Origin of the sequence: Nonomuraea fuscirosea, from assembly GCF_035917475.1 — a bacterium.
GTDB classification, from domain to species: Bacteria; Actinomycetota; Actinomycetes; order Streptosporangiales; family Streptosporangiaceae; genus Nonomuraea; species Nonomuraea fuscirosea.
Genome location: NZ_CP109074.1, coordinates 3048568 through 3073365 on the forward strand (window position 1 = coordinate 3048568; position 24798 = coordinate 3073365).

A 24798-nucleotide genomic window follows, 5' to 3' on the forward strand; every position below is an offset into this window, starting at 1 on the left:
GAGTTGACCGGTGCTTCGGCGCAGGAGCTGATCGGGGCGAGGACCGCCGGAGGAGGCTTGGTCATGCCGCAGAGGTCCGTCGTCGGGGCCCTGGTCGTCCGCGCACGCGCGGGTGACCAGGGCGCGTGGGACGTGCTGGTCGAGCGGTACGCCCCGATGTTGTGGTCGATCTGCCGGGACCAGGGGCTCGACCGCCGCGACATCGACGACGTGGCCCAGTACGTGTGGATGCGCGCGGTGGAGCACCTCGGCCGCCTGCGCGACCCCGACAAGATCGGCGCCTGGCTGGCGACCACCACGAAACACGAGTGCCTGCGCGTACGCCGCGCGAGACGCAAGCAGGACCACTCCGAGCAGCTGCTCGACGTGGCCATGACCATGGACGACCGCACCACCGCGATCGAGCAGGTCGTGGAGGACGCCGAACGCGACGCCGTGCTGCGCGCCGCCTTCGCCCGGCTGTCACCCGACTGCCGGCGGCTGCTCGGCCTGCTCATGAAAGAGATGCCGTACCACGAGATCTGCCGCCGCCTGGGGATGGCCATGGGCAGCGTCGGCCCCACGAGAGCCCGCTGCCTGGCGCGGCTGCGCGCGGACGCCGCCCTGGTCGCCCTCATGCGGGCGGACCTGGAATCGAGAGAAGGTGAGCATCATGTCTGAGGTGTGGGACGACGAGGAACTTCTCGCTCGCCTCATCGTGGCCCTGACGGCCGCAGACGCCGTCCCACGCGACTTCGTCGAGGCCGGGAAGACCGCTTTCGCCTGGCACAACATCGACGCCGAACTCGCCGAGCTGGCCTACGACTCGGGCCTGCGGCAGGACGAGGAAGCGGCGCTGCTGCGCGCCGACTCCGCCGCGCTGCGGGCGCTGACGTTCGTGGCCGCCGAGCTGAGCATCGAACTGGAGATCACCGAACGCACGCTGATCGGCCAGCTCGTTCCGCCCCAGGCGGGGCGGATCCAGGTGTTGAGCGAGTCGGGGTACTCGCATGTGGCGGCGGTGGATGAGATGGGGGTGTTCGTCCTGAACGAGAAGCCGCCGGAACCGTTCCGCCTGCAGTGCCGCACCGTCACGGGGCTGAGCGTGTCGACTGCCTGGATCAGGCTCTGACCCGCGTTCCGGCTATCCGCGCAGATCGGCCTCCGTACGTTCAGGTGCGCCTGCCGCGGGGACCAGCCGGAATCCGATGGTGATCTCCGGACGGATCCGGATCACCTGCTCCATCCCGCCCGCCACCCACGGCCGCAGCAGCGCCTTCAGCCGGGCCGCCTCCCCGGGATCGGTCACCGCCCGCGCGACCCCGGTGACGATCACGCTCCAGCCCAGGCGCTCGTGCCCGTCCAGCTCGTCCGCCTCGTACGCGACCACGGTCTCCGCCCGCGCCACCTGGACGCCGAGGATCGTGCCGGGATCGGAGCGGATCACGATGTGCCCGTCCGCGACGACGTGGTTCACCGGCCTGATCGCGGGCAGCGCCTGACGGGTGAAGACGATCCGCCCGAACGGCACGCCGGCCAGCAGCCGCAGCGCCTCGGCCGGGGGCAGTTCCTGGAGCCGCCGCGTGTCATCGGCGGCCGGCGGCTGGTCGTGGTGGTACGTCACTCCAGCAGCCTGCCGACCGCAGGGCGTCCGCGTACAGGGACGAAAGTCCTTTCTTCCCGGCGAGACGTCCGCGAAGGTATTGACCTAAGCCCCTGACCAGGAGGTTCGTCGCCGTGGTGCGCTGGGCACCTCGTTCGATGGAGGGGGAACGGTCATGAGCATCCGTTCGGCGAGGCAGCACACGCTGGAATCCGCCACGGGCTACCCCCGGCACGCCGTGCGCACCGACCCCGATTTCCCGCAACGCGACTACGCCTGGCGCCACGACTGGGGCGGCGAAGGCGGCGCCGAGCCAGGGCTCGGGGTGGTGGCGCTGCTCACCACGCCCGGTGACGGCCGGGAGGACTCCTGAGGGTCGAGGTCTGCTCGGGCAGGTATCCGCAGATGATCATGCGGTTGGGGGTCACCTTCGACGACGACACGGCCGCGGTCCGCCGGTCTCTGGCGGATGTCACGGGCTGACGCGGGCGGATCTCTGTCACTCAGGGTCGGTTCTCCGCTACGGTCGCCAGATGACAGAGCCGGTCCCCTCTCCCTCGGACACCGCTCGCAGTCGTCGCAGAATCCTGTACGCGGACACCGCCGCCTGCGTTCTCCTCGCCGCAACCGCTGCCTTGTTGGTGATCGCTCGTGGGATGGCGACTCATGGGCTGCTGTCGACAGTCATGAACATCGTGGCGCAGGCATGTGCGGCGGGCGCTGTCCTGCTGCTGGTGGCGGCGCTCTGGCGGCGGCCGGGGTCGGGGGTGTTTCTGCTGGGGCCCGTCCTCAGTGAGCGTGAGGACCCCGAACGGGTGCGGGCGCAGCGGGTGATGCGGGCGCTCTACTGGAAGCTGATCATCCTACGCTCGGTCGTCGGCATCATCGTCTTACAGGCCGCTCTGACAGCCATATCGGCGATCCTTCCCCTGTAGGTCCCTCCAGGGGTGGCGGCGGTACGCCGGGCGCAGGTGATCAGCCGGCCGCACTACAGAGGCGACGTCGCGACCTGAAGGTGCCGGGCCACGGTCAGCAGGTCGCGCGTGCGGAAGTGTCGTCCTGTGGTGAAGCGGAACATCGGACGCTGCCTGCCGGCCGCGGTCCGCATGGTCATCGTGACGGGTTGCACCGCGAGCGGGCGGGTGGCGCCGGCCCCCGTGGTTCCGACTCCCCGAGCCGTCCCTGATACACCGGCCATGTCGTGACCGATGACCAGGCCGCCGTCCTGGACGGTACCAAGCGAAGCTTCCGCGGCAGGCCGCTCCCCGCTGGAGGATGCGCCGGCGCGACGAGCGGAAGATCATCGCGAAGAACCCGGACCGGCTGAACCGGATGAAGATCATCATTCGGGTGCAGCTCAAGACTGCGCGCATGTTCCTCGCGGGTGAGCATGCGGCGCCCTGGTGACCAGCCGCCGGTGCGGAGAACGAAGGGCTCCTGGTCCGCCCCGGCCGTGGCGTTCGGGGGCGAGAGGCCCGGGTGTCACGCGGAGCCGTGGCGTGGCGTGGGGCCTGGGCGTGGCGTGGCGTGGCATGGCGTGGGGGCTGGGTGTCTCATCCAGCCTTCGCCCGCCGAATCCCGAAATTTCGCGTAAAAGGGGACTTCAGGTCATCGCTGGGTGGTGATGTGCCGCAATTCCGGCCTGAAGGAGGGCCCGAGGACTCGGACGGAGCGGTACAACAGTGGCCATGGAGGAAGACGATGAGCGCCGGGTCCACGGCGAGGACCTCTCGGCCGTCGTTTCAGCGGTCCTGACCGGCTCCCGGCTGCTGGTCGCCGTCGCCGCACGATCGATGAGCGCCGTCGAGGACCGCGTCACCCTGCCGCAGTTCCGCATGATGGTGGTGCTGGCCACCCACGGCGAGTCCAAGCTGGTCACCATGGCGGACCTGCTGGGGGTCAACTCGTCCACGGCCATGCGGATGGCCGACCGGCTCATGGCCGCCGGGCTGATCGTACGGGAGGTCAATCCGCGCAACCGGCGCGAGAGCCTGATGCGGCTGACCGAGGAGGGGCGGCTCATCGTGGACCAGGTGATGGCCCACCGCCGTCGGGAGATCGGCTCCATCGTCACCCGCATGTCGCCCGAGCAGCGCCGGGAGCTCGTCGCGGCGATGAACGCCTTCACCGAGGCGGGCGGTGAGCCGGCGGCGGACTCGACGCCGTACCCCCTGGGCTGGCCGCCCGTCTGACACCGGCCGAACGAAACTCCAGCCGAACCGTGAACCTGACGGTCCTCTCGCCCGACTGTGCTCGTTGACGGAAGGGACGACATGACCGACGAGCTTCTGGTGGTGAACGCCCAGCTGGGCGACCGGGCGGCGGTCGCCGAGCTGGTGCGGCGGTGGCGGCTGCCCGTCTGGACGTACGCGCGCCGCATGCTGGACGCCGAGCGGGCCGACGACGTGTCGCAGGAGATCTGGCTGGCCGTCGTCCGCGGCCTGCCCAGGTTGCGGGACCCCGCCCGGTTCCGGCCCTGGCTGTTCATCATCGCCCGGCGTTCGGTCAACGACCGGCTGCGCGCGGAGTACGCCAGGGCCGAGGCGGCCCGGCCGCCGGAGGAACCGATCGCGGACGATCCGGCCGAGGCGCTGGTGGAGCGGGCCGAGGTCATGGCGGGGCTGGCCGGCCTGCCCGTATTGGAGCGGGAGATCCTCGTCCTGTTCTACCTGGAGGACCTGACCGTGCAGGAGTGCGCGCAGATCTGCGGCATCCCGGCCGGAACGGTCAAGTCCCGGCTCAGCCGGGCGCGTCGCCTGTTGCGTGCACATCTGACGGAGAAGGGATACCGGCCATGATCCAGGAGGAGCCGCGCCTTTCGGCGCAGGAGATGATCGAACGGCTGGAGTCGTCCCTGTCGAAGAGACGGCGGATCCGCGCGGTGACGGCGCTGCTGGCCGGCCTGGTGGGCGCGGTCTTCGTCACCTCCCTGTGGGCGACCGAGCCGGGGCCGCTGCCCGGAGGCACGCACACGGCCTTCGCCGTATTGACCGGGTCCTGCCTCGCCTGGGCCTGCTACGGGGGCTGGGTGCTCACCCGCAGAGCGCCGTTGTTCGCGACCGAACGCGTGATCGCGGCCTGGATCGCGGTGGCCGCCTCGGTCACGGCGACCGCGCTCGTGACGACGATCGCCGTCATCCGGGGCACAGGGCCGCTGCCGCCGCTGGCGGTCGGGGCGCTGTTCGTGGGAGCGTCACTGACCTTGGCCTGGCGCGCCCACACCCGCCGCGCCCACCTCCTCCACCTCAAGCGCACGCTGGGCGGGTGACACCGGTGTGCCGGTGGGGTCATGGGTCGATGGCGGGTTCGCCGGCGGCGGGTCGCAGCGCGCGCAGGCCGGTCAGTGCCAGCACCGTCATCGTGAGGGCGGCCGCCGAGGCGATCGTGAAGCCGCCTGGGGCGCCGAACGTGTCCACGGCCCGTCCCGAGGCCGCCGCCGCAATGGCCGAGCCGGCCGCGCTCGCGGAGTTCAGCCAGGTGAACGCCTGCGTGAGCACGTAGCGGTGCACGGCCGACTGGGTGAGTACGCTCGTGATCACCAGGATCGGCGGGATCGTCATCCCGGTCAGCGCCACCGCGACGCCCAACCAGGGCAACGAGTCCGTCACCGGCAACGACAGGCAGCAGACGGCCAGGACGGACGTCCCCGCCGCCAGCTGCGCCCGCGGCGCCGCCCGCCACCGGCGCACCCCGTACAGCCAGCCGGCCAGCAGTTCGCCGCAGCTCGAAGCGGCGAAGAGCGGCGCGGCGGCGGCGGGGACCCCGTGCTCGACCGCGAAGGCCGTCACCGAGACCTGCATGGATCCGAAGAACACGCCGATGGCCAGGTTGATCCCGGCCAGCACGGCGAAACCGGGCCGCAGCAGGGAACGCCCGGCCCGGCGGCGCTCCGCGGCCTCGGAGGCCGGCGGCGGCGCGGTGCGGCGCTGGGCGGCGAACGCCAGCCCGCCGCCCACCACCAAGGTCGCCGCCAGCGCCGAGCCGAACGCCGGATGCCCGCTCGCCCCCGCCACGCTGACCAGCACGGGACCGGCCAGGTAGGCGAACCCGTTGCTGAGCGACTCCAGCGCGAAGGCGGCGGGCAGCTCAGCGGATCGGCCGCCGCGGAGCAGGGCCGCCCACCGAGCCCCGGACAGCGCGCCGAGTTGCGGGATGCTAGCCCCGGCCGCGATCCCCGCCGCCGTCAGCAGCCAGGCGGGGCTGCCGGCCGCGACCAGGGTGAGCAGTACGGCCACGGCCGCGGCGTGGGCGAGCAGGGCGGGCGGCAGGACCCGGGTCTGGCCGAAGCGGTCGGCGAGCCGGCCGAGCTGCGGCCCGGCCAGCGCCTCCGCGACGGCGAAGCCGCCGGTCACCAGGCCCGCCACGGCGTAGGAGCCGGTCCTGGCGTGGATCAGCCAGACCAGGCCGAGGCTGGTCATCGCGATGCCGACCCGGCCGGCGGCGGAGGTCAGGAAGAAGGCGGCGGCACCAGGGGTACGCAGAAGATGGCGATAGGTGGCCGGAAGCACGGCGCGTCCCTTTCGCCGCGCGGCGGGACGGACCACCCGGGGTCGTCGGCGTCCGGATGTGCCGACCCGTGGTCAACGCCGGGAACCGTCCAGTATCGGTGTGGGTCGGGGACGCGCGCCCCACACCGGCTCCGTCACCGAGCGGAAGTCTCACGTTGATTGCTTGCGCACCCGAGCGTAGAGGCCGCGCCCGCACCACGTCCACGGCTTTCTCCGGTGCGCCTGCCTGCGCGGGCTCGCGTTCCCCGGTGTGCTTGCCGCGCCGGCTCGCCTGAGCCGCAGGGCGGCGTGAGACCGTCGAGACGGCGGCGAACACAGCTGGTCCCGATCAGTTCGGTCGCAGACCCGCAAGTGCCCAGACCTGCCGCACGCTCAAGGTCACAGGCGTGAGTCACCCGTACCCTCCTGGCGGAAGATGATCGCCGCGCCCAGCGCGGCGCCGGCCGGGACGAACGCCTCCCCGTCGGTGGTCCTGGCGACCGGGACGCCGCTGCCGAGCAGCAGCCGCTCGGCCGCGGCCACGTCGCGTACGGTGACCGCGTACGCCACGAACGACGGCAGCGCGGCCGGACGCTCGCCGGGCAACATCTCGCCCAGCGCCGACGCCGCGACGACCGTGACTCCCGTCTGTCCCACGCCCGCCGGACCCTCGAAGTACGCGGCGTAGCGCCGTTTCACCTCGGGCAACGTGGCGTCGTCCACGCACAGGACGCACTCGGCCAGCCCGGTCGCCCCGTTGGGATGATCCACAGGTGCCGGCGACGCGCCCCCGGGCAGGTTCTCGGCGAAGCCTATCCGGCCCTCCGGTACGCGGCCCGCTGCCAGGGCCGGATCGGAGATCTCCAGGTAGCGGGCGGGCTCCATGCTGATCCCGGCGCCGGTCTCCACGGGCCGCTGGACGGCGTGCACGCCGCCATGGTGCACGCCCCCGGCCGTCAGCCGGGCCGCCACGCCGTCGAGGTCGCGGGCGTCGGCGATCATGATGTGCACGCCCTCGAACCGTTCGGCGAAGGCGGCGATGTTCGCGACGGTGACACGGATCGCGGCCTCCAGCCCCGCCCGTCTCTCCTCCGGCACCTCCAGCGGGATCGGACGGGCGCCCGCGGGCAGGTGCGAGCCGTCCCCGATGACGGCCACCAGCTCGACGAAGCCGCCGGGAAAGTGCACGTGCGCGTTGGCCACCCCGAACGCCTCGGCGGCGCCGGGGAGCACGGGATGGACCGGCGCCGACACGGAGAATCCCAGCCGGCGGTACAGCTCGATGGCCTCGTTCATGCTCCGCACGATGTGACCCACATGGTGCAGGCCGTTGACGTCACCGCTCATGCCCGGCTCTCTTTCTGAAAGTTCACTTTCTTATGAGAGTACACTCCGATTTTCGAAACGGATGACGGGTTTCTGTAGTGGACGGTCCCGTGCAAGGAGGCTGAAAGTGGACGCCGACCCCTGGTAAGCGCCATGAAATCGATCCGGCGCACAGTGTGGTCACACCTCCCGAAAGGACATCCCCGCCATGTCGATCTCCCGGACCCTCGCCGGCCTGACCGCCGCCGCGACCGCCGCCCTCGCCACGTTCGCCGCCGTCGCCCCCGCCGCCCAGGCCGACACGGGCTCCGCGTGGGGCCCGTACCACGCACCCCGGCACACCGCGAAGGCCTGGGGCACCCTGTCCGCCGTCGGCGAGGACCACGCCGTCCTGCCGACCGCCCACCACGTCAAGATCACCGGCAAGGTGTACGACAACACCCGCGGCAGCGCCTGCGGCTGGGCGGTCTTCCGCATCACCTACCGCAAGGGGAACAACCTGCCGTTCCGGCACCACAGCGTCCGCGACTGCTCCTACCGCACGCCGAAGTACTTCTCCTTCAAGTACAGCCACGTGTACCAGGTCGAGCTCAAGGTCTGCTCCGAGTTCAAGACCGCCAAGCCGTCCCTGAACTGCCTGTACGCCGGCACCTGGAAGACCCTCTACCTGTCGAAGTAAGCATCACCAGAGCCGGCCGGGGCGGGGACCGGCCGGCGTCCGTCCGATCCCCGTGGCCGAGCGCCGACCATAGACTGTCCGGTATGCGGCGATTGACCAGCACCGTGGTCGTGGTGGCGGGGGACGGAGCCGGGGACGTGGTCGCGGGCCTCGACGGACTGCACAACGTACGGGCGATCCCGCGCGGCGAGCGCGGCCCGGCCGAGGTGACGGAGCTCGTGGGACGGTCGGCGGCCACGTACGTGGTGCACGACGCCGACCCGCTGGCCGGGGTGGCCGCGGCGTGGACGGGCTTCTTCGACGGCACCGAACCCGTCGGCGGACTGGAAGTGGCCATCGAGGCCGCGCTGGGCGAACTGCGCGCCGACCGGCTGACGCTGCCCGACTACTACCTGGTGCTCGATCCCGACGGGATGCCGGAGACGTGGCGGCACTGGTGGCTCGGGGTGCTGGCGGGGGCCGCGCCCGTACGGGTGGTGCCGGTGCCCGCGTCGTCGTCGGCGGTGGCCCAGGAGCTCGGCCGGCTCATGGCCGGGCGATGGTGGCCGGCCGACCTGGAGACGTGGCTACGCGCTCTGCCCCGCGTGCTCCCCGACCGCGCCGGCCTGCCGACCGGAAGCGCCGGCACGGTAGTGGCGTAGGCGCGACGGCGTAGCGGCGCCGCCACCGGCTCGAAGCTGGTGTTCCTGGCGGGCCAGGTGGCCCGCGACGCCGAGGGGGCACGCGGCGGCGAAGCTGGGGGTCGACCCGGTCAAGCCGATCACCCTGCTGGGCGTCGCGGTGTGTTACAGCGAGTCGCCCAGTACGGCGACGATCCGGGCGATGTTCGCCTCGTCGCGCCGGTAGTGCGTCCACTTCCCCACCCGGGTCGAGCGGACCAGGCCGGCCCGCTCCAGCGCGGCCAGGTAGGCGGACACGGTCGACTGCGCGAGCCCGAGCTTGCCCTGGATGTGGCTGACGCAGACACCGACCTCGTACGGATCCGCGATACCCTGCTCAACCGGGAAGTGCTTCTCCGGATCGCGCAACCACCGCAGCACCTGGAGCCGCACGGGATTGGCCAGCGCCTTGAAGACCTCAAGGAGCTGAGCGGAGTCCGGCGACAGTTCGGTGTCGGTGGTCATGTCCTTCAGACGGATTCGGCGACGATTCAGACGGTTCGAGGATCGTCGATATGATATCGCCTGTACGGGGGAGCGTTGGGGCTCGGCGGTGACGCGACGGTGGCGCGACGGGCACGCGACGGGCACGGGGGCCGCGCCGCGCGATGAGCGAGCGAAACGCTTGAAGAGGAATACGAAATGGCTGATCGAGGCAGAAGCGGCGACGCCGCACGGGTGGACGCCGCTTCGGCCGGCGCCGCGCAGACCGGCGCCGCGAAGACCGACGCCGTACAGGTGGACGCCGCGGCCGTCGATGCCGCGGCGCGGCGGCTGGCGGGGATCGTGGCGACGACGCCGCTGGAGCGCAGTGCCCGGCTCTCCGAGCTGACCGGCGCCGAGATCTGGCTCAAGCGCGAAGACCTGCAGACCGTCCGCTCGTACAAGGTGCGCGGCGCGTTCAACCTGATCGCGCAGCTGGACGACGCCGCGAAACGGGCCGGCGTGGTGGCGGCCAGCGCCGGCAACCACGCGCAGGGCGTGGCCTACGCCTGCTCGACGCTGGGGGTGCGCGGCCGGGTCTACCTGCCCAGGACGACGCCGCGGCAGAAGCGGGACCGGATCCGCGCGCTCGGCGGCAGCATGATCGAGATCGTGCTGGGCGGCGAGACGTACGACGAGGCCTCCGCGGCGGCGGGAGCCGACGCCGCGGCCACCGGGGCGACGCTGGTGCCCGCGTTCGACGACCCGAGGACGATCGCGGGGCAGGGCACGGTCATCCGCGAGGCGGTGAGCCAGCTCGGCCGTGCGCCCGAAGTGGTCGTGCTCCCGGTCGGCGGGGGCGGGCTGCTGGCCGGTTCGGTGGCCTGGCTGGGGGAGTGGCATCCGGAGACGAGGGTGGTCGGGGTCGAGCCCGCCGGGGCGGCCTGCGTCGCCGCGGGCGTCGCGGCCGGCGAACCGGTCACGCTGGACTCCATCGACACCTTCGTCGACGGCGCCGCCGTCAGCCGCGCCGGCACCCTCACCCTTCCGCTCATCGCCGCCTCCAAGGCCGAGCTCGTCGCCGTGCCCGAGGGCCGCGTGTGCAGCGAGATGCTGGCCCTCTACCAGGTCGACGGCATCATCGCCGAGCCGGCCGGCGCGCTCGCGCCCGCCTCGCTCAGCGCCCCGTCCGTGGCCGGAGTCCATGAGGGCGCCACCGTCGTCTGCGTGCTGTCCGGCGGCAACAACGACGTCAGCCGGTACGCCGAGGTCGTCGAACGCGCCCTGGTCCACGAGGAGCGCAAACACTACTTCCTGGTCGAGTTCCCGCAGGAGCCGGGCGCGCTGCGCCGTTTCCTCGACGAGGTGCTCGGCCCCAACGACGACATCACCCTGTTCGAGTACGTCAAGCGCAACAACCGCGAGACCGGCCCCGCGCTGGTCGGCATCGAGCTGTCGAGCCCGGCCGACCTGCCGGCCCTGCTGAAGCGGATGGAGGCCGCCCCTCCGCGCATCGAGCAGATCGACCCGTCGAGCCCGCTCTTCCGTTTCGTGATGTGACAGGAGCGGCATCCGCCCGCGACGGCGACCGGCGAGCCGTACCGGCCCGCTCCGCGACGGCTCACGGGCGGCGTTCGTTCCGGCAGGGCTGACGAGCCGGGGCCCGGCGTGCGGGCCCCGGCGTGGTCAGGCTCTGTTTCTGCGGGACAGCCAGGTGACCAGCCAGAGCACGACGCCGATCGCCAGCAGCACGCCCGCGATCTGGTATTGGCCCACCGGACGCCCCGACGACCAGGGCAGCACCAGATAGAGGCAGGTGATGGTGCCCAGGACGGGCAGGACGCGGCCGGCGTTGAAGTGGTCGACGCCGGTGTCCTCCCTGCGCAGCACCAGCACCGACACGTTGACGAACGCGAACACCGCGAGCAGCAGCAGCGACGTCGTGCCGCCGAGCAGCGACACGACCGGGCTCTCCGGGTCGAGCGACAGGAACGTGATGAGGGCCATGGCGAGCAGCGTGGTGAACACGATCGCCGCGTGCGGGGTGCGCCGCACGGCGTTCACCTTCGCCAGGAACGGCGGCAGCACGCCTCGCTTGCCCATGCCGTACAGGAGCCGGCTGGCCATCAGCATGTTGATCAGCGCGGAGTTGGCGACGGCGAACATCGAGATGAACGGCAGCAGGTCGGCGATCGGCACGCCGGGCGTGGCCGTCTGCACCACGGTCACCAGCGGCGTCTCGCTCTCGGCGAGCACCCCGACGGGGACGACGGCGACGGCGCAGATGGACACCAGCACGTAGATGACGCCGGTGATGCCGAGCCCGGTGAACATCATCCGCGGGAAGATCCGGGACGGCTCCTTGGTCTCCTCGGCCATGTTGACGGAGTCCTCGAACCCGACCATGGCGAAGAACGCCAGCGAAGTCGCCGCGCTGACGGCCAGGAACACGCTCTTGTCGGCCGGGGTCTCGAAGGCGACCACGCGGGAGAAGTCGGCCTGCCCGCCGAGGATGAAGAACATGCTGAGCACGATGACCAGCAGCAGACCCGACAGCTCGATCGCGGTCAGCACCACGTTGAGCTTGACGCTCTCGCCGACGCCGCGCAGATTGACCGCCAGCACCAGCAGCATGAAGGCCAGGGCGATCAGCAGGATGACCGTGTTGCCCGCCTCCAGGCCGAAGCCGGTGACGAGGTTGGCGGCGAAGGCCCGCGAGGCGGCGGAGGCCGAGGTGATGCCCGAGCACATCACCGCGAAGCACACCAGGAACGTCAGCACGTGTTTGCCGAACGCCTTATGCACGTAGAGCGCCGCTCCGGCCGCTTCCGGATATTTCGTCACCAGGTCGAGGTAGGAGCAGGCGGTGATCAGGGCGACGACGAAGGCGATGGCGAAGGGCAGCCAGGCGGCGCCGCCCACCTCGCCGGCCACCTGGCCGGTCAGCGCGTAGATGCCGGTGCCGAGAATGTCTCCGACGATGAACAACAGCAGCAGGCCGGGGCCCATCACCCGCTTGAGCGCGGGCTGGCCGTCGTTTCCCGCCTCGGCGGGAGTGGGTGGACTGGTCTGAGCCATGGGGGGTTCCTTGTCTGCGTCAGCCCGGAGGCCGAAGGGATAGGGGGCCACGTCCCGCGCGTCGGGCGCCGGTCAGTTGCGCAGCGGGCGCCAGACCGGGGGGATGATCTCGACCTTCACCCTGACACCTTACGATCCTGCGCAGTCATCTGTGAACAGGGCGTCACGCACCGCTGCGTGTCTGCGGAGACAGGCCGGACGAACGCTCGCGAGGCTTGACGCGGAGGCGGCTACGCAAGTTAATGTCAACATGAAGTCAAGCGACTCGATGCGCATCGGAGAGCTCGCGGAGCGGTTCGGCCTGGCGCCGCACGTGCTGCGGCACTGGGAGTCGATGGGCCTGCTGACCCCGGCCTCCCGGGTGAACGGGCGCCGCCGCTACACCCGCGACCACGTCATCCGAGTCATGACGATCATCCGGGCCAAGGCGGGCGGCCTCAGCCTGGAGCAGATCCGCGGCGTGCTCGACGCCGCCGGCCGCGCCGAACGCCGGGCGCTGCTGCGGCGCCAGCACGAGGAGCTGGCCCGGCGCCTGGAGGAGATCGCCGCGTCCAAGAGACTGATCGAGCACCTCATGGAGTGCGGTGCCGACGACTTCACCCGATGCCCCGATTACCGGCGCATCGTGGAGAACGCCGCCTGGCCGCGGAATCTGCAGGACGAGGCGTGCGTGGTCGACCCGAGCGGGGCTGCGGGTCGTACGCCGGCGGCGGAAGGCTGAGCCGGGCCGCCGGTCGTGGGCCGGTCGCGAACGGTGCGAGCCGAGCGGACGGCCGTGAGGGAGCCGGCCGGGCAGCGCTGACGGGCCGGCCCTCGCTGTGGCGCAGGTACGGAGATAAGGTGCGTCGATGGAGGAGCTGGAGGGTCTTTTCCGCTCGGCCGCCGAGAACGCGGCCGGATACCGGCGGTCGCTGGCGGAGCGGCCGGTCGGGCTGCCGGTCGATCAGGAGGCGCTGGCCAAGGCGTTCGGCGGTCCGCTGCCGGCCGGACCTACGCCGCCCGAGCGGGTGCTGGCCGACCTGATCGCCGCCGCCGAGCCCGGGCTGGTGGCCAGTGCGGGGCCGCGATACTTCGGGTTCGTGGTCGGCGGCGCGCTCCCGGCGGCGACCGGTGCCGACATCCTCGCCGCCGGCTGGGACCAGGTCGCGACGAACGCCGTCACCTCCCCGGCGGCGATCGCGGCAGAGAGCGCTTCGGGCGGCTGGCTGAAGGAGCTGCTGGGCATCCCGCGGGAGGCGTCGGCGGGTTTCGTCACCGGCTGCCAGGCGGCCAACACGGTCGGCCTCGCCGCCGCCCGCCACCAGGTGCTGGCCGACACGGGCTGGGACGTGGAGCGGCGCGGGCTGGCCGGGGCGCCGCCCGTCCGGGTGATCGCCGGGGCGGAGCGGCACGCCACCATCGATAGGTCGCTGCGGCTGCTCGGCTTCGGCACGGACGCCGTCGAGGCGGTGCCGGCCGGGCCTGACGGCGCCATCGACGTCGGGGCGCTGCGCGAGGTGCTGCGCGCGGGAGCCCAGGGGCCCACCGTCGTCTGCCTCCAGGCGGGCAACGTCAACACCGGCGCCTGCGACCGGCTCCGCGAGGCGTGCGAGCTCGTGCACCGGCACGGCGGCTGGGCGCACGTGGACGGGGCGTTCGGTCTGTGGGCCGCGGCCAGCCCCGCGACCCGGCACCTGGTGGACGGGCTGGAACTGGCCGACTCCTGGGCCTGCGACGGGCACAAGTGGCTGAACCTGCCCTACGACTCGGCGTTCGCGTTCTGCGCCAGGCCGGACGCGCACGCGGCGGCGATGTCCCTGGCCGCCGCGTACCTGGTCGGCTCGGGCGGCGTGCCGGTCGGCGCGGATCTGACCGCCGAGTCCTCGCGCCGCGCCCGGGGGTTCGCGGTGTGGGCGGGACTGCGGGAGCTGGGCCGCGACGGGGTCGCCGCGCTGGTCGATCGCTGCTGCGCGCTGGCCCGCAGGTTCGCCGGCGGGCTGACCGCCGCGGGGTTCGAGGTGGCGAACGAGGTGGTGCTCAACCAGGTGCTGGTCCGCTTCGGCGACGACGCGCGCACCGACAGGACGGTGGCCGCCGTGCAGGCGGAGGGCACCTGCTGGGCGGGCGGCACGACCTGGCGCGGGCGGCGGTACATGCGCATCTCGGTGTCGAACGCGACCACCACCGAGGCGGACGTCGACCGCTCACTCGCCGCGATCACCCGCCTGGCCTCCTGACGCCGTCAGTCCTTGGGATCACCCGCCTCGGCTCCTGAGGCTGTCGGTCTGCGACAGACCTCCTGGCCTGCTGAGGGCGTCACCCCTTGGGTGGGACGGGGTCGTTGCCGGGGGCGATCGTGCGCTGGTCGCGGACCTTGCCGTCGGTGCCGTGGACGCGCAGCTCGCCGCCGCCGTCGCGGCGCAGCAGCTCGCCGGCCCGCTCGACCGCCTGAGCCTGCGTGTCCGCCGTGAACAGGGCCCGCTGGGCGCCCGGCTTGGTGACCGCCCAGCTGCCGTCGGGGCGCTGGACGACGTCTCGGGAGTTGGCCTGGCCTGCCATGGGGAGTCATCCCTTCCGCTGTCGGCAAAGAATGGGACGCCACATGCCCAGGTTCGCCGCTCTTATTCGTAAAAATCGGGATGCGGGAGGAATGCGCGACTCGGCACGTCCGGCTCGGCCGCGCCGAAGCGGCATGGGGTTTTCAGCCCCTTGGTTCACATAGATGTCGGATGTCCGACTCCGGGCTCATCCGTTTCGTGCAGCGCCCGTGGGTAGATGCCGTCCAAACGCGTCAACCCACGAAAAGGGGGACATCATGCCTCGCGGTTCAAGCAGCAAGCGGGAACGCCAGTACGAGCACGTCAAGGACAGTGCCAAGAAACGCGGCGAGAGCGGCAAACGGGCCAAGGAGATCGCCGCCCGTACGGTGAACAAGGAACGGGCCAGGGCGGGCGAGTCGCGTACGGCCAGCAAGACCTCCACCAAGGACATGTCGTCGAGCCGCAGGGGCGGGCTGCGCTCGCACACCGGGGCGGCCGGCCGGACCAGGGACCAGCTCTACGCCGAGGCCAAGCGCCGCGACATCAAGGGCCGCTCGAAGATGAGCAAGCAGCAGCTGGAGAAAGCCCTCGGATGACCCGCTGCGCCCCAACCCCCCACAACGCGGCCGCCGACGCCGCGACACCGAGCACCCCGGCGGCGTCCCGAAGGACGCCGCGGTGCCTCCCGGCGGCGTGCCGGAGGACGCCGCGGTGCCTCCCGGTGTCGTGAGTCACCTGCGCGCGCCCCTCCGTGACGGCTCGCGCGCGTGGCTCACCGCGGGACGAAACCGCGGGAACGGCGGAGGGGTGCTCTCCGGGCTCACGTCACCGGGAAGTCACCGGGAGAACGTCTAACCCTTGGTCCAGATCGACGCGATGACGCCGTCCTCGGCACTCAGGATCTGCGGACGGTAGCCGAGCACCTTCATCTGGGCCGACTTGAGGGCGTAAGTCGTCTTCGACAGGTTCAGGTACTCCTTGATGCCGCTCACGCTGCCCTTGCTCCACACGGTGGTGTAGAGGTTGCCGGGCTCGACGGCCATGAGGACGGGGCGCAGGCCCTGCCTCGTCTTCTCCAGCAGTTCCTTGCCGCGCTCCTGGACGGTCTGGCCGAGGGTCACCTGGAGGGTGCCCGTGGCGGCGCCGGCGATCCAGACGGCCGCGTAGAGGGGCCGCTCCACCGTGCCGTACACGTCCAGCGACGCCAGGCTGTAGCCGGCGGCGGCGAGCTCCTGGTTGACCTTGGTGAAGGTCTCCTTGGTCAGGCTCACCTGGGACTTGGCCAGCTGCGTGGTCTTCTCGAAGACCCCGGCGAAGACCGCGCCGGCGCCCGTGCCCGTGCCGCTGATCAGCTTGGGCTGGTAGCCGGCCTTCAGCTGCTCCTGGATGCGCTTGGCCAGGTCGCCGGCCTTCACGCCCTGCAGCACGTTGACCTTGCGGCCGGCGTCCTTGGTCCAGAGGGACGTGTACTGCGGGTTGGCCGCGTTGGTCACGTTCAGAGATGTGGGGACGTAGCCCTTGCCCAGCAGTTCCTTGACCCGCTGCACCAGCTTGGAGCCGGTGAGCGCGTCGAGGGAGAGCCATTCGAGCGGCTGCGCCTGGACAGTCGTGGCGGTCGCGGCGGGCTGCGCGGCCATCGCCGGGGTGGCGAGAGCCAGCAGGGGCGCGGTGGCGGTCGCCACGGCCGCGGTGAGGACGGTTACCTTCTTCGCGTTCCGCATGTTCCTCCTAGGGAAGTAAAGGTTGCCCCAAATGGGGACAAGGAGGGACCATAACAGAGCATGAGGATGTGGCAACCAATCGTCACCGCGATCGTGACAAGGCTGTGTCAAAACTCCTGACATTTCGGAAGTATCGGAGATGTACGGGGCCGTGTCGCGAGTAGGCCTCACCTTAGGGCGCTGGCCAAGTGGTTAAGTTAGGCTTGCCTAATTACCGCGAGACGAGGGAGTACCATGGCGACGGAACGGCGCGCGCCCAGATGCACCACCGGCGTGGTGCGGCGGACCGAGCGGCTGAGCCCGCACATGATCAGAGTGGTGCTCGGGGGCGACGGGCTCGCCGGGTTCACCGCGGGCGAGTTCACCGACCACTACGTGAAGCTGCTGTTCCCGGTGCCGGGAGTGACCTATCCGGAGCCGTTCGACATGGGCGTGATCCGGGAGGAGTTGCCCCGCGAGCACTGGCCCGTGACGCGGACCTACACCGTGCGCGGCTGGGACCCCCTGACACGCGAGCTGACCATCGACTTCGTCTGCCACGGGGACAAGGGCCTGGCCGGGCCGTGGGCGATGCGGGCGGCGCCCGGCGACGTGCTGCGCTTCCTCGGCCCCGGCGGGGCGTACGCGCCCAGCGCCGAGGCGGACTGGCACCTGCTCGCCGGCGACGAGAGCGCGCTGCCGGCCATCGGCGTCGCGCTGGAGCGGCTGCCGGCCGGCGCGGCCGCCAAGGTCTTCATCGAGGTGGAGAACGCCGCCGAGGAACAGGAACTGCCGTGCGCCGGCGACGCCGAGATCGTCTGGCTGCACCGCGGCGGCGGTCAGGTGGGGCGGGCCCTGGTGGACGCGGTACGCGCGGCGGCCTTCCCCGACGGCACGGTGCACGCGTTCGTCCACGGCGAGGCGACCTTCGTCAAGGAGCTGCGCCGGTACCTGCGGGTCGAGCGCGGAATCCCGCTGGAGCGGCTGTCGATCTCCGGCTACTGGCGGCTGGGCCGCGACGAGGACGGCTGGCAGTCCTCGAAGCGTGAGTGGAACCGGCAGGTCGAGGACGAGGAGGCGCGCGCACTGAGCGGCTCAGCCGCGTGACGAGCCGCGTGACGAGCCGCGTGACTGGCCGTACGACCGGCCGGTGGCCGTCCGTGCCGCCCGTCTTCCGGCACGGAACGGGCGGCCAGGCGATCTCTCATCGGCCGCCTGAAGGCAACGCCGGGCGCGGTACTTCGTGAGGTCGCCCGCCCGACCGGGCCGGAGATAACGGACTCCAACCCATTTCGGCGCTCTCCGCCGTGGCCCAGGACACCATGAGGGGGTTCTGACCACCACGTGGAGTCGATGCGACATGGCTGAGGAGAGCGGAGCGCGGAGCCGGCCGTCGCGGCGGTCGTTCCTGACCGCCGCCGCGACCGGTGGCGCGGGGCTCGCGGCCGGCGCGGCGGGCGCGACCCTGCTGGCGGGCCCGCCGGCGAACGGTCAGGCCGGCGCCCAAGACGGGCGAGCCGGCAGCGGAGCGGGGAACGGGCGGGTCCCGAGAGGATCGTTCCGAGGCGAGCACCAGCCCGGGGTCCTCACCGGACCGGCGCTCGCGTGCCTGGTCGCCGCGTTCCACTGCCGCGACCGTGACAGGACGGCGCTGGCGGGAACGTTACGGACGCTGTCCGACGAGATGGACGCCCTCATGGCCGGGCGCGCCCCCGCGCCCAACGCCGCCACGCTGCCCCCGTCCGACAGCTCGCTCCTGCTCGGCCAGGGCGACCAGCCGGCGCTGGTGACGCTCAGCGTCGGCGCCTCGCTCTTCGACGCCAGGTACGGCCTGGCCGGCCGCCGCCCCGCCGAGCTGCATCCCATGGGCGTGCTGGCCAACGACCGGCTCGACCCGGCGCGCACCCACGGCGACCTGCTGGTGCTGGTGCAGGGCGACCACCCCGACGTGTGCCTGCACGCGCTGCGCCGCCTGACCGCGGCGGCCGGCGACAGCCTCAGGCTCGCCTGGTCCCAGGACGGCTTCGCCCGCCCGGACGCGCTCGCCACGGCGGGCGCCACGGACAACCGCAACCTGCTCGGCTTCAAGGACGGCACCGGCAACCCCGACGCGGGCAACGCGGCGCTGATGGACCGGGCGGTCTGGGTCGGGGCCGGCGACGGCGAGCCCGCCTGGGCCCTCGGCGGGACGTACGTGGCCGTCCGCCTGATCAGGATGTTCGTCGAACGCTGGGACCGGACCTCGCTGGCCGCGCAGGAACGCGTGATGGGCCGCCGCAAGGACTCGGGCGCGCCCCTGGACGGTTCCAGGGAGACGGACCTGCCGCGCTACGCCGACGACCCCCGGGGCGAGCGCATCCCGCTCGACGCGCACATCAGGCTGGCCAACCCGCGCACCGCGGGCCCGGAGAAGGCCATGCTGCGCAGAGGCTTCAACTACTCGCGCGGGCTCGACGCCGACGGCCTGCTCGACCAGGGCCTGGTCTTCGTCAGCTACCAGCGCAGGCTGGCCAACTTCCTGCAGGCCCAGGAACGGCTGAAGGGCGAGCCGATGGAGGCGTTCACCCGGCCGGAAGGCGGGGGCTTCTTCTACGCCCTGCCCGGCGCCCGTGACGGCTACCTGGGCCAAGGGCTCGTGGACGACCAATAGTGGCGAGGAGGAACGATTCATGGAAGGCCTGTCGAGGCGTGGATTACTGGGCGGCGCCGCGGCCGCCACGGGCGCGGTGGCGGTGACGTTGATGGACGACGCCGACGCCGCCGCGACGAGAGCACGAGACAGAGGCCCGGTGGCCGCCCCCGCGACCGTGTACCCGAGCGACCCCCGCTACCAGGAGCTGACCGTCGGCTACAACCAGCGCTGGGTCGGCCGGCCCGACTACGTCCGCGTGGTCAGCTCGACCGAGCAGGTGGTGGCGGCCGTCCAGGAGGCGGTGGACACGGGCAGGCGCGTCTCGGTGGTCTCCGGCGGCCACTGCCTGGCCCCGTTCGTCTTCAACGACGAGGTCAAGATGGTCATCGACCTGGCCGGGCTGAACGACGTGTACTTCGACACCCGGCGCGGCGCGTTCGCCGTCGAGGGCGGCGCCCGGCTGTCGAACGTCTACGAGACCCTCTACAAGAAGTGGGGCGTGACCATACCGGGCGGCATGTGCCCGACGGTCGGCATCGGCGGGCACACCACCGGCGGCGGCTACGGCTTCCTGTCCCGGCAGTTCGGCGCCGTGATCGACCATCTGGCCGCGGTCGAGGTGGTGGTCGTGGACCGCTCGCGCACCGCCCGCGCGATCGTGGCCACCAGCGACCCGGACGATCCGCACCACGCCCTGTGGTGGGCGTGCGCGGGCGGTGGCGGCGGCAACTTCGGCGTCGTCACCAGGTTCTGGTTCCGCACGCCCGGCCGCACCGGCTCCGACCCCGGCGGGCTGCTCGTCAACCCGCCGAAGGACGTGCTGCTCAGCGCGGTCGGCATCCCGTGGAGCATGCTGGACCGGGCCAAGTTCACCGCCCTGGTCACGAACTGGGGCGCCTGGTACGAATCCGCCGCCGCCCCCAGCTCCCCGGCCAGGGCGCTGTCCGGGGTCGCCTCCCTGGCGCACCGCTCGGCCCAGAACGTCTTCCTGCTCACCCAGGTCGACGCGGCGGCCCCCGGCGCGGAGGGGCTGCTCAGCGGCTACCTCGCGGCGCTGACCAGCGGGCTCGGCGTGGACGCGGTGGTGGCGGCGCAGCCGGCGCAGAAGCTGCCCTGGCTGCACGCGGTCAGGCTGATCGCCGCCAGCATCCCGTCGTTCATCAACCCGACGCTGCGCGGGGCGTCGAAGTCGGCCTACCTGCGCAAGTCGTACACGCCCGTCCAGGCGGGCGCGATGTACGACGCGCTCAACCGCACCGACTTCGCCAACCCGGCGGGCGCGGTGACGCTGGCCGGGTTCAGCGGCGGCGCGATCAACGCCGTGCCGTCAACCAGGACCGCGCTCGCCCACCGCGACGCCGCGTTCTGGACGCTGTTCGAGACGCAGTGGCAGGATCCGGCCGCCGACGCCGCCAACATCGGCTGGCTGCGCGACCTGTACGGCGCGGTCTGGTCGGCCACCGGCGGCTATCCGGTGCCCGGCGAGCAGGCCGACGGCTGCTACATCAACAACCCCGACCCGGACATCACCGACCCGGCGTTCAACCGCTCGGGCGTGCCCTGGCAGACCCTCTACTACAAGGACAACTACCCCAGGCTGCAGCGGGTCAAGGCGGCCTACGACCCGAGCGGCGTCTTCAGGCACGCGCAGTCGATCACCGCGGCCTAGACCCAGTGACGGAGGAATGCACCGTGATCCACCAACTCATCTTCGCTGCCCCCAAGCCGGGAATGACGGAACACGAGTTCCAGCAGTACTGGCTGAACGTGCACGCCGTCGAGTACGCCAGCAAGATCCCCCAGATCAGGAAATACCTCATCGACACCAGGATCCCGTTCTGGCCGGGTGAGGGCGAGCCGCTGTGGAGCGGCGTCGCGGAGATCTGGCTGCGTGACGAGCGCGAACAGCTCGAATCCTTGCAGACGCCCGAGTTCCTGGAGGGCGCGCGCAAGGACGAGCCGCGCTGGGCCGCCTTCTGGCGCACGGTCGTGCTCGACACCGACGCCCACGAGGTGGTCGCGGGACCCGAGCTCGCCGGCGCGACCGGCGTGAAGCTGATCGTGCTGGTCAAGCGGAAGGAAGGGGTACGGCTGGCGGACTTCAGGAGCCGCAGCCTGGGCACGCACGCCGACCTGGTCAGCCGGGTGCCCGGACTACGCCGCTACCTGCAGTGCCACGTCAGGGACGGCGCCTACGGCATCGGCGAGGCCGTGCTGGACGCCGCCTACCTGCTCTCCTTCGACAGCCGCGACGACCTGGCCGCGGCGCTCGGCTCGGCCGAGTACGCCAAGGCCGAGGCCGACATGGAATCGTTCACCGAATCGCGTTACGTGCACCGGCTCGTCACCACCGAGCACTGGATCATCGGGCCGGAGAGCCGCTGATGTCCGGCCCGGATCACAGCCCAGACAACGGCCCAGACAACGGCCCAGACAACGGCCCAGACGACGGCAACGGCTACGACTACGTCGTCGCGGGGGCCGGCGCGGCGGGCGCGATCGTCGCGGCCCGGCTGGTCGAGCGCACGCAGGCTCGCGTGCTCCTGCTGGAGGCGGGGGGCGGCGCCGACGTCCCCGCGATGCGCCAGAGCGGCATCCCGGGCATGACCTCCCTGTGGGGCGACCCGGCCGTCACCTGGCCGTACCTCACGGTTCCGCAGCAGGGGCTGGACGGGCGCTCGGTGCCGCTGCCGCAGGGCAAGGCGCTCGGCGGCGGCACCAGCGTCAATGCCATGCTGTACGTCCGGGGCAACCGCCGCGACTACGACCACTGGGCCGAGCTCGGCAACGACGGCTGGTCGTACGAGCAGGTGCTGCCCTGCTTCAAACGGGCCGAGGACCACGAGCACGGCCAGGACGCCTACCACGGCACGGGCGGCCCGATGAAGGTCGCCCGCCTGACGCGGATGTCGGAGGTGTCGCGCGCCTTCATCAGCGGCGCCCGCGAGCTGGGTTACCCCGGCGGCGAGGACTGGGACTACAACGGCGCGGCCCAGGAGGGCGCGTTCGCCTACCAGTCCACCCGGACGAAGGACGACGAACGGTCGAGCACCGCCTACGGTTACCTCGACCCGCTCAAGGGTCATCCGCGGCTGACCGTCGAGACCGGCGCCGTGGCCACCCGCGTGCTGCTCGACGGCACGAGGGCCACGGGCGTGGAGTACGTGCGCGACGGAGTGACGCACCGGGCCGAGGCGTCCGCCGAGGTGATCGTCTCCTGCGGCGCGCTGGCCACGCCCAAGCTGCTCATGCTGTCCGGCATCGGCGCCGCCGCGGACCTCGGCCGCCACGGCCTCACCCCCGCCGTGGACCTGCCGGGCGTCGGCGCGAACCTGCACGACCACCTCATCCTCGGCGTCGCCTACACCGCCCGCACCGAGCTGCCGCCGCCCGAGCTGCTGGCCGAGGCCGGCCTGTTCCCGCCCGACGACGCGGCCCTGCAGCTGCTGTTCGGCCCCGTGCAGTTCGTCGCGGACCCCTACCGCGTCGACGGGCCCGTCTTCACGTTCGCGCCCGTCCTCGCCCAGCCGCGCAGCAGGGGCACGGTCGCCCTGCGCTCGGCCGACCCGGGCGATCCGCCCCTCGTCGACCCCGGCTACCTGCGCGACCAGGAGGACCTCAGAGCGCTGGTCCGCGGGATCGAGCTGTCCAGGGAACTGGCGCACACCGAGGCGATGTCCGCCTTCCGCGACCGCGAGAGCGCGCCGGGACACGGCGCGGAGCTGCGTGGCTACGTCCGCGCCACGGCGAGCACGGTGTGGCACCCGGTCGGCACCTGCCGCATGGGCCGCGACCCGATGGCCGTGGTCGACCCCGAGCTGCGCGTGCACGGCGTCGAGCGGCTGCGGATCGCCGACGCCTCCATCATGCCGACCATCCCCGCAGGCAACACCGCCGCAGCCTCCATGATGATCGGCGAGCGCGCGGCCGACCTGATCACCTAAGGAGCCGACCGTGGCAGACAGCTACAGGTACATCGTCATCGGCGCGGGCGCGGCCGGCTCCGTGCTCGCCGCCCGGCTCAGCGAGGACCCCGGCGCCTCGGTGCTGCTGCTGGAGGCCGGCGACGCGCAGGTCACCGAGGCGGTCAGGACTCCGCACCGGTGGAACGAGGTGCTGCTCACCGACCTCGACTGGGCGTACATGAGCGAACCCCAGCCGGGCCTGGACGGCTCCCGGGTCTACAGCGCGGCCGGGCGCGGCCTGGGCGGCGGCTCGAACGTCTACCACATGATGCACACCAGAGGCCGGCCCCAGGACTACGACTCCTGGGCCTACCAGGGCTGCCCAGGATGGTCGTTCGAGGACGTGCTGCCGACCCTCCAGCACCTGGAGGCGCAGCAGGACGGGCACAACCCCACGGCGGGCAGGAACGGCCCCATGACCGTGATGGACGCGGCCGAGACCGGCAACCCGGTGTCGCGCACGTTCATCGACGCCTGCGTGGAGCTCGGCCACCCCCGCCTGGACGACTTCAACGCCGGCCTGTTCGGCGCGGGCTGGCACCACGTCAACATCAAGGACGGCCGGCGCCACGGCGCCCGCGAGGCCTACCTCGACCCCGCGCTCGGCCGGCCCAACCTCACCGTCATGACCGCCGCCCCCGCCACCCGGCTGCTGTTCGACAACGGGCGCTGCACCGGCGTCGAGTACACCCGCGACGGCGCCACGCACACCGCGCGGGCCGAGGCGGAGGTCGTGCTCTGCGCGGGCGCCATCCAGTCGCCCAAGCTGCTCATGCTGTCCGGCCTCGGACCGGCCGCGCACCTGGCCGGGCACGACATCCCGGTGCTGGCCGACCTGCCCGGGGTCGGCGCGAACTTCCAGGACCACCCGCTGGTCATCGGGCCCATCGGCTACATGGCCAAGCCCGGCGACGACCCGCGCGGGCAGGTGACCGAGGTGGCCGTGTTCTGCGGGTCCGAGGAGGGCCTGCCGGTGCCCGACCTGGAGGTGGCGCTGGTGCACCGTGCGCCGTTCGGCGAGAAGTTCTTCGCCAACGTGGTGCGCCGCGTGCAGACGGGCAAGCCCATCGCGCCGGTGCGGGAGCTGGTGGACCCGCACGTCATCCTCAGCCTCACCGCGCTGGTGCGGCCCGTCTCGCGCGGCTGGGTCCGACTGGCCGGCCCTGACCCCGCCGCCTACCCCCTGATCGACGCCGACTACTTCGGCGACCCGTACGACCTGGAGCGCACGGTCACCGTCGTGGAGATCGCCAGGGATCTCTACCGCACCAAGGCGTTCACCGACGAATGGGGCCTGACCGAGGTCGCGCCGGGACCGGACGTCACCACCCGCGCCGAGCTGCGCACGTGGGTGAAGGCCAACACCGGCTCCTACTACCACTTCGCCGGCTCGTGCCGGATGGGCTCGGACGCGGGTGCGGTGGTCGACCCGCGGCTGCGGGTGCGCGGCGTCGAGGGCCTGCGCGTGGCCGACGCCTCGATCATGCCGACGCTGGTGAGCGCCCATCCGCACACCACGGTCGTGATGATCGCCGAGCGCGCCGCCGAATTCATCACGCGCGGCGACTGAACGCGGGCGCCCGGCGTCGCTCGTCGAGCCTCATGGGCCGGCCGGACCGGCCCGTGGGGCTCGTCGCCTTGCCGGCGGGACGTCCTGTCGCAGGGACGACATCTGAGCGTCATATATAGAAGTGGCAGTGCCAGCATAAGCTCGTCCTGTCATCCCGCCCCGGAGATTCCGATAATTA

Annotated in this window: 27 protein-coding genes; 20 read left to right on the forward strand and 7 right to left on the reverse strand. The window is 71.9% G+C overall.

The window, feature by feature from the left end; all coding sequences use genetic code 11:
* The first annotated feature begins 63 nt into the window (after positions 1-63).
* A complete protein-coding gene (locus OIE67_RS13705) occupies positions 64-660 on the forward strand; it encodes an RNA polymerase sigma factor (protein WP_326640148.1) in 597 nt (198 codons plus the stop codon).
* Entirely contained in the window at positions 653-1111 is a 459-nt protein-coding gene (locus tag OIE67_RS13710; RefSeq protein WP_326640150.1) for a hypothetical protein, read from the forward strand. Before OIE67_RS13705 ends, OIE67_RS13710 begins: the two co-directional genes overlap by 8 nt.
* A gap of 12 nt (positions 1112-1123) precedes the next feature.
* On the opposite strand, the gene OIE67_RS13715 is transcribed toward OIE67_RS13710, so the two are convergent.
* Complete coding sequence (locus OIE67_RS13715; protein WP_326640151.1) at positions 1124-1603, reverse strand: pyridoxamine 5'-phosphate oxidase family protein; 480 nt, start codon at positions 1601-1603, stop codon at positions 1124-1126.
* A 154-nt stretch (positions 1604-1757) separates the two neighbouring features.
* On the opposite strand from OIE67_RS13715, the gene OIE67_RS13720 reads away from it, so the two are divergent.
* From OIE67_RS13720 to OIE67_RS13745, 6 genes are all read left to right on the forward strand, one after another.
* Positions 1758-1955: a hypothetical protein gene (locus OIE67_RS13720; protein WP_326640153.1), complete on the forward strand. Its 198-nt coding sequence runs from the start codon at positions 1758-1760 to the stop codon at positions 1953-1955.
* Positions 1956-2115: 160 nt separating this feature from the next.
* The gene (locus OIE67_RS13725) at positions 2116-2517 is read left to right on the forward strand and encodes a hypothetical protein (RefSeq protein WP_326640155.1); all 402 of its coding nucleotides are present in this window, start codon (positions 2116-2118) and stop codon (positions 2515-2517) included.
* Between the two features lie 340 nt (positions 2518-2857).
* Positions 2858-2989, forward strand: coding sequence for a hypothetical protein (locus OIE67_RS13730; RefSeq protein ID WP_326640158.1), 132 nt, complete (start codon positions 2858-2860; stop codon positions 2987-2989).
* A 281-nt stretch (positions 2990-3270) separates the two neighbouring features.
* A complete protein-coding gene (locus OIE67_RS13735; RefSeq protein WP_326640159.1) occupies positions 3271-3774 on the forward strand; it encodes a MarR family winged helix-turn-helix transcriptional regulator in 504 nt (167 codons plus the stop codon).
* Positions 3775-3855: 81 nt separating this feature from the next.
* A complete protein-coding gene (locus OIE67_RS13740) occupies positions 3856-4380 on the forward strand; it encodes an RNA polymerase sigma factor (protein ID WP_326640161.1) in 525 nt (174 codons plus the stop codon).
* Positions 4377-4850, forward strand: coding sequence for a hypothetical protein (locus OIE67_RS13745; RefSeq protein WP_326640163.1), 474 nt, complete (start codon positions 4377-4379; stop codon positions 4848-4850). Before OIE67_RS13740 ends, OIE67_RS13745 begins: the two co-directional genes overlap by 4 nt.
* 19 nt (positions 4851-4869) lie before the next feature.
* On the opposite strand, the gene OIE67_RS13750 is transcribed toward OIE67_RS13745, so the two are convergent.
* On the reverse strand, positions 4870-6090 hold the full coding sequence (locus OIE67_RS13750; RefSeq protein ID WP_326640165.1) for an MFS transporter: 1221 nt from the start codon (positions 6088-6090) through the stop codon (positions 4870-4872).
* 378 nt (positions 6091-6468) lie between these two features.
* Positions 6469-7416, reverse strand: a complete 948-nt coding sequence (locus tag OIE67_RS13755; RefSeq protein ID WP_326640167.1) for a VOC family protein — start codon at positions 7414-7416, stop codon at positions 6469-6471.
* A gap of 187 nt (positions 7417-7603) precedes the next feature.
* Between OIE67_RS13755 and OIE67_RS13760 the strand changes: the two genes are divergently transcribed.
* Positions 7604-8074 (forward strand): hypothetical protein, encoded by a 471-nt coding sequence (locus tag OIE67_RS13760; protein WP_326640168.1) that lies wholly within the window; start codon positions 7604-7606, stop codon positions 8072-8074.
* 83 nt (positions 8075-8157) lie between these two features.
* Complete coding sequence (locus tag OIE67_RS13765; RefSeq protein ID WP_326640170.1) at positions 8158-8715, forward strand: hypothetical protein; 558 nt, start codon at positions 8158-8160, stop codon at positions 8713-8715.
* Positions 8716-8859: 144 nt separating this feature from the next.
* On the opposite strand, the gene OIE67_RS13770 is transcribed toward OIE67_RS13765, so the two are convergent.
* Positions 8860-9198: an ArsR/SmtB family transcription factor gene (locus OIE67_RS13770; protein WP_326640171.1), complete on the reverse strand. Its 339-nt coding sequence runs from the start codon at positions 9196-9198 to the stop codon at positions 8860-8862.
* 177 nt (positions 9199-9375) lie between these two features.
* Here OIE67_RS13770 and ilvA point away from each other — a divergent pair, with 177 nt between their 5' ends.
* Positions 9376-10716, forward strand: coding sequence for a threonine ammonia-lyase IlvA (gene ilvA, locus OIE67_RS13775; protein WP_326640174.1), 1341 nt, complete (start codon positions 9376-9378; stop codon positions 10714-10716).
* A 126-nt stretch (positions 10717-10842) separates the two neighbouring features.
* On the opposite strand, the gene OIE67_RS13780 is transcribed toward ilvA, so the two are convergent.
* Entirely contained in the window at positions 10843-12234 is a 1392-nt protein-coding gene (locus tag OIE67_RS13780) for an APC family permease (RefSeq protein WP_326640176.1), read from the reverse strand.
* 250 nt (positions 12235-12484) lie between these two features.
* Between OIE67_RS13780 and OIE67_RS13785 the strand changes: the two genes are divergently transcribed.
* Entirely contained in the window at positions 12485-12955 is a 471-nt protein-coding gene (locus OIE67_RS13785; protein WP_326640177.1) for a MerR family transcriptional regulator, read from the forward strand.
* Between the two features lie 127 nt (positions 12956-13082).
* Positions 13083-14450, forward strand: a complete 1368-nt coding sequence (locus OIE67_RS13790) for a pyridoxal phosphate-dependent decarboxylase family protein (RefSeq protein ID WP_326640179.1) — start codon at positions 13083-13085, stop codon at positions 14448-14450.
* Positions 14451-14529: 79 nt separating this feature from the next.
* Here the strand turns inward: OIE67_RS13790 and OIE67_RS13795 are convergent, their stop codons facing one another.
* Positions 14530-14772, reverse strand: a complete 243-nt coding sequence (locus OIE67_RS13795) for a DUF2188 domain-containing protein (RefSeq protein ID WP_106249960.1) — start codon at positions 14770-14772, stop codon at positions 14530-14532.
* Positions 14773-15028: 256 nt separating this feature from the next.
* Here OIE67_RS13795 and OIE67_RS13800 point away from each other — a divergent pair, with 256 nt between their 5' ends.
* Positions 15029-15349 carry a plasmid stabilization protein gene (locus OIE67_RS13800; protein WP_106249959.1) on the forward strand — a complete coding sequence of 107 codons (321 nt, stop codon included), beginning with the start codon at positions 15029-15031 and terminating at the stop codon, positions 15347-15349.
* Positions 15350-15604: 255 nt separating this feature from the next.
* On the opposite strand, the gene OIE67_RS13805 is transcribed toward OIE67_RS13800, so the two are convergent.
* Positions 15605-16474, reverse strand: coding sequence for a hypothetical protein (locus tag OIE67_RS13805; protein WP_326640185.1), 870 nt, complete (start codon positions 16472-16474; stop codon positions 15605-15607).
* A 234-nt stretch (positions 16475-16708) separates the two neighbouring features.
* Between OIE67_RS13805 and OIE67_RS13810 the strand changes: the two genes are divergently transcribed.
* The 6 genes from OIE67_RS13810 (at position 16709) to OIE67_RS13835 (ending at position 24620) form a co-directional block, all read left to right on the forward strand.
* The gene (locus tag OIE67_RS13810; protein ID WP_326640187.1) at positions 16709-17560 is read left to right on the forward strand and encodes a siderophore-interacting protein; all 852 of its coding nucleotides are present in this window, start codon (positions 16709-16711) and stop codon (positions 17558-17560) included.
* 253 nt (positions 17561-17813) lie between these two features.
* Positions 17814-19103, forward strand: a complete 1290-nt coding sequence (locus OIE67_RS13815) for a Dyp-type peroxidase (protein ID WP_326640189.1) — start codon at positions 17814-17816, stop codon at positions 19101-19103.
* A gap of 19 nt (positions 19104-19122) precedes the next feature.
* Positions 19123-20754, forward strand: a complete 1632-nt coding sequence (locus OIE67_RS13820; protein WP_326640191.1) for an FAD-binding oxidoreductase — start codon at positions 19123-19125, stop codon at positions 20752-20754.
* 23 nt (positions 20755-20777) lie between these two features.
* Positions 20778-21470, forward strand: a complete 693-nt coding sequence (locus OIE67_RS13825; protein WP_326640193.1) for an EthD domain-containing protein — start codon at positions 20778-20780, stop codon at positions 21468-21470.
* Positions 21470-23029, forward strand: a complete 1560-nt coding sequence (locus OIE67_RS13830; protein ID WP_326640195.1) for a GMC family oxidoreductase — start codon at positions 21470-21472, stop codon at positions 23027-23029. Before OIE67_RS13825 ends, OIE67_RS13830 begins: the two co-directional genes overlap by 1 nt.
* 10 nt (positions 23030-23039) lie before the next feature.
* Positions 23040-24620, forward strand: a complete 1581-nt coding sequence (locus OIE67_RS13835) for a GMC family oxidoreductase (protein WP_326640197.1) — start codon at positions 23040-23042, stop codon at positions 24618-24620.
* Positions 24621-24798 lie beyond the last annotated feature (178 nt).

Bases quoted from the DNA above. Each gene is read 5' to 3' on its own strand.
- OIE67_RS13725 (WP_326640155.1), top strand. From the start codon at position 2,116: ATGACAGAGCCGGTCCCCTCTCCCTCGGACACCGCTCGCAGTCGTCGC.
- OIE67_RS13815 (WP_326640189.1), top strand. From the start codon at position 17,814: ATGGCTGAGGAGAGCGGAGCGCGGAGCCGGCCGTCGCGGCGGTCGTTC.
- ilvA (WP_326640174.1), top strand. From the start codon at position 9,376: ATGGCTGATCGAGGCAGAAGCGGCGACGCCGCACGGGTGGACGCCGCT.
- OIE67_RS13745 (WP_326640163.1), top strand. From the start codon at position 4,377: ATGATCCAGGAGGAGCCGCGCCTTTCGGCGCAGGAGATGATCGAACGG.
- OIE67_RS13730 (WP_326640158.1), top strand. From the start codon at position 2,858: ATGCGCCGGCGCGACGAGCGGAAGATCATCGCGAAGAACCCGGACCGG.
- OIE67_RS13780 (WP_326640176.1), bottom strand. From the start codon at position 12,234: ATGGCTCAGACCAGTCCACCCACTCCCGCCGAGGCGGGAAACGACGGC.
- OIE67_RS13810 (WP_326640187.1), top strand. From the start codon at position 16,709: ATGGCGACGGAACGGCGCGCGCCCAGATGCACCACCGGCGTGGTGCGG.
- OIE67_RS13765 (WP_326640170.1), top strand. From the start codon at position 8,158: ATGCGGCGATTGACCAGCACCGTGGTCGTGGTGGCGGGGGACGGAGCC.
- OIE67_RS13800 (WP_106249959.1), top strand. From the start codon at position 15,029: ATGCCTCGCGGTTCAAGCAGCAAGCGGGAACGCCAGTACGAGCACGTC.
- OIE67_RS13770 (WP_326640171.1), bottom strand. From the start codon at position 9,198: ATGACCACCGACACCGAACTGTCGCCGGACTCCGCTCAGCTCCTTGAG.
- OIE67_RS13760 (WP_326640168.1), top strand. From the start codon at position 7,604: ATGTCGATCTCCCGGACCCTCGCCGGCCTGACCGCCGCCGCGACCGCC.
- OIE67_RS13790 (WP_326640179.1), top strand. From the start codon at position 13,083: ATGGAGGAGCTGGAGGGTCTTTTCCGCTCGGCCGCCGAGAACGCGGCC.
- OIE67_RS13735 (WP_326640159.1), top strand. From the start codon at position 3,271: ATGGAGGAAGACGATGAGCGCCGGGTCCACGGCGAGGACCTCTCGGCC.
- OIE67_RS13805 (WP_326640185.1), bottom strand. From the start codon at position 16,474: ATGCGGAACGCGAAGAAGGTAACCGTCCTCACCGCGGCCGTGGCGACC.
- OIE67_RS13795 (WP_106249960.1), bottom strand. From the start codon at position 14,772: ATGGCAGGCCAGGCCAACTCCCGAGACGTCGTCCAGCGCCCCGACGGC.
- OIE67_RS13755 (WP_326640167.1), bottom strand. From the start codon at position 7,416: ATGAGCGGTGACGTCAACGGCCTGCACCATGTGGGTCACATCGTGCGG.
- OIE67_RS13705 (WP_326640148.1), top strand. From the start codon at position 64: ATGCCGCAGAGGTCCGTCGTCGGGGCCCTGGTCGTCCGCGCACGCGCG.
- OIE67_RS13785 (WP_326640177.1), top strand. From the start codon at position 12,485: ATGAAGTCAAGCGACTCGATGCGCATCGGAGAGCTCGCGGAGCGGTTC.
- OIE67_RS13830 (WP_326640195.1), top strand. From the start codon at position 21,470: ATGTCCGGCCCGGATCACAGCCCAGACAACGGCCCAGACAACGGCCCA.
- OIE67_RS13720 (WP_326640153.1), top strand. From the start codon at position 1,758: ATGAGCATCCGTTCGGCGAGGCAGCACACGCTGGAATCCGCCACGGGC.
- OIE67_RS13710 (WP_326640150.1), top strand. From the start codon at position 653: ATGTCTGAGGTGTGGGACGACGAGGAACTTCTCGCTCGCCTCATCGTG.
- OIE67_RS13820 (WP_326640191.1), top strand. From the start codon at position 19,123: ATGGAAGGCCTGTCGAGGCGTGGATTACTGGGCGGCGCCGCGGCCGCC.
- OIE67_RS13740 (WP_326640161.1), top strand. From the start codon at position 3,856: ATGACCGACGAGCTTCTGGTGGTGAACGCCCAGCTGGGCGACCGGGCG.